At 39.1% G+C, this 2,359-nt stretch carries 1 protein-coding gene and 1 pseudogene; both read right to left on the bottom strand.

The genetic code is table 11. The features are described from left to right. Positions 1–115: 115 nt before the first annotated feature. Positions 116–504: pseudogene (locus tag EAO36_RS08860) on the bottom strand (DNA adenine methylase); the annotation flags it as partial. Positions 505–920: 416 nt separating this feature from the next. Further along, complete coding sequence (locus EAO36_RS08105) at positions 921–1,241, bottom strand: DUF1104 domain-containing protein (RefSeq protein WP_120948833.1); 321 nt, start codon at positions 1,239–1,241, stop codon at positions 921–923. Positions 1,242–2,359: the final 1,118 nt, after the last annotated feature.

The following is a 2,359-nucleotide window of genomic DNA, read 5'->3' as shown; positions in this document are numbered from 1 at the left end:
CTTTTAAAGATGGTGCGCAACAATTTAGAGAATGCCAAGGGCAATCCAGTTATTATCGCGGCCGCTGAAAAGGTGGCTAGGATGTTCAGCGATTTAAAATCTTACTAAGTCAGTCCAAAAATCCGGGACCATAGCTTAAATTGAAATTAAATAATAATTCCTTGCCAAAGTGAGCTTGCAAACAAGACTTGGTAAAGACACTCTTTATCTTCAAGAAAGACTTGCCAAGAATTCACCAAAATATCAAAAATATCAAACGCCGACACCTCCAAAGCCCAATTCAGTGGCACAGACAATTTCCACATTCTCTCTGCCCACAAATGGGCTGATCACTCTTTTTGCATTCATAGGCATGCGCTCTAAATTAAGCTCACCGCCAAAGATTTACCCCCACTATAGCACAAAGAGAGCTTTTAACGTAGCGTTTATAACGCAATTTTGGGATTTGAGATTGTTTAAAATGTGTTTTTTGAGTTGGTGCAAGCGTGCCACTTTAAGTAGAATATCCCCCAATGAACCCACTCTAAACAAAATAACAAATTTTCATTAGGATTTGCAAATCCGCAATTTATACATTCTGCAACCATGTTATTTTCGGCAATACTAGCATAAAGAACTCAGCGCGAGGTGGTTTTTAGACTTTTATTTGGCTTAAGACTTAAGGAAATATTTCTTAATAACAAAAACACATATACTTGGAGATAACAAAAGTGAGACTCGTTGCGTGCCTGGTGTCTGGATCGATCACAATCACAAAGGCTCATGCAATCTTGCAAAAACAACCAAGTTATTGCCACAAAGAGAGGCAAAGATTGCCAAATTTACTAACCTACGCCACAAAGCCCCTAGATCAACTACGGGGATGCTGGCCTAGTGAGCAAGTCTTGATAAGGCCAAAATCCCGCAAACAACCGAACTATTTATTTGAAAAAATAATTAGATTGCCACGCAGATAACTCCTCCAAGCGTTTGCTGATATTTTTTATCACCGCATTGGCAACACTTTTATCCGCTGTAGCAATCACCTCTCGATAAAACTCTTTGCGTTGTTTGGGATTCATTTTTTCAGCCCGTTTGTAAATTTCCATAGCATAATCGGGTTTTTCTTCGGGAGCAACTTTGCCAGCCAATTTGATGAGGTCCGCATTACTTGTGTTTTGATACGAAACTTCTCTTGCTGACAAGGCAACACATAAACTCGCTAAAACCAAAGCAGAAATCCCTAATCTAAAAGACCACATGTTAATCCTCCGTAAAAAAAATAAAAATACCGCGTCATTTTATTCATATTTATAAACCTTACGTAAATGTGCCAAAACAGATGTTTTAAAATCCCCAAATTTTGTGAAAAATCGTTAATTCAAGGTTTAGCTGAACTGCCCTTGAAGCCAACAATACAAACAGTAAACCTAGGCAAGACCACAATAGATCCAAGAGAACAGAGAGCGAACACACCACAAGACAAGAGAAATCTTGAAAATATTCGCGAAGCAAAAAAGCTTGTGTAAAAATGTGTTTTGAATTTTTGCAAACCTCTATAACTGCTCCATAACTCTTTTCATCCAAAAAATAATGTTTTCCATCTATCCATCTCTTGCTCTATAACCCCTTAAAAGCGTGAATCTTAAAAATCTCTCTAAGATTGTTGAGAGACTTTAACAAAATATCAGAGTTGCTAACTTTTGGATACTCTACCCCCGTGTTAGAGAAAGCTTGGTGCTTTTTTGTAGTTTTAATGGTCGAACCGCGGAAGCCCGGTATTTGTGTATTAGATTGTCGTGTCTTGTCTAAAAACGCCTGAGGCATACGAGTATTAGAACCCTCCACCTATAATATACGGCTTTTCTACGCGCTCAAGGGGAGTGATGAAAAAGCTACACAGTGCTTGGTAAAAGCGTGCCAACAAGTTTTTGTTTAGCGGGTCATATTTTCCGCTTTAATGTGGGTTACTCCAAAAACCAAAAACCACTCCCCATCCCCCAAATGCATTTAAATCGATTTTAGGACCATTCTAGCATATATGGCATAACGCTTTTGTCAAAAACCAATACTGGCTATCCAAGGGAGAGGGACAGATGCGCTTTACAATTTTTTGGGTTTATCGTGCTGAAGCAATCTTTGGTTTGTGTAAGTCATTATTGGTTTGAGGCTTGGGGGCATTTATTGTAGTCTATGATGTGGTCTTTGTTTCCCAGTGGGTATTTCTCAATGCTCGGGATTTGGAGCTACTCAAAAAAACACGACTACGGGAAGATGTCTGCCGATTTTTCTTCCCTGTGTCCGCGTGCTCGATCTCTACAAATTCTTGCAACAACTCTTTTTGTCCCATAGCAAGCCTTTAACCAAAGATAAAAGGGTG

This window comes from Helicobacter mehlei (assembly GCF_003660265.1).
Lineage (GTDB): Bacteria > Campylobacterota > Campylobacteria > Campylobacterales > Helicobacteraceae > Helicobacter > Helicobacter mehlei.
This window is presented reverse-complemented; position numbering and strand designations above follow the sequence as displayed.

Coding starts and splice junctions, on each gene's coding strand:
- EAO36_RS08105 (WP_120948833.1), bottom strand. CDS start 1,241: ATGTGGTCTTTTAGATTAGGGATTTCTGCTTTGGTTTTAGCGAGTTTA.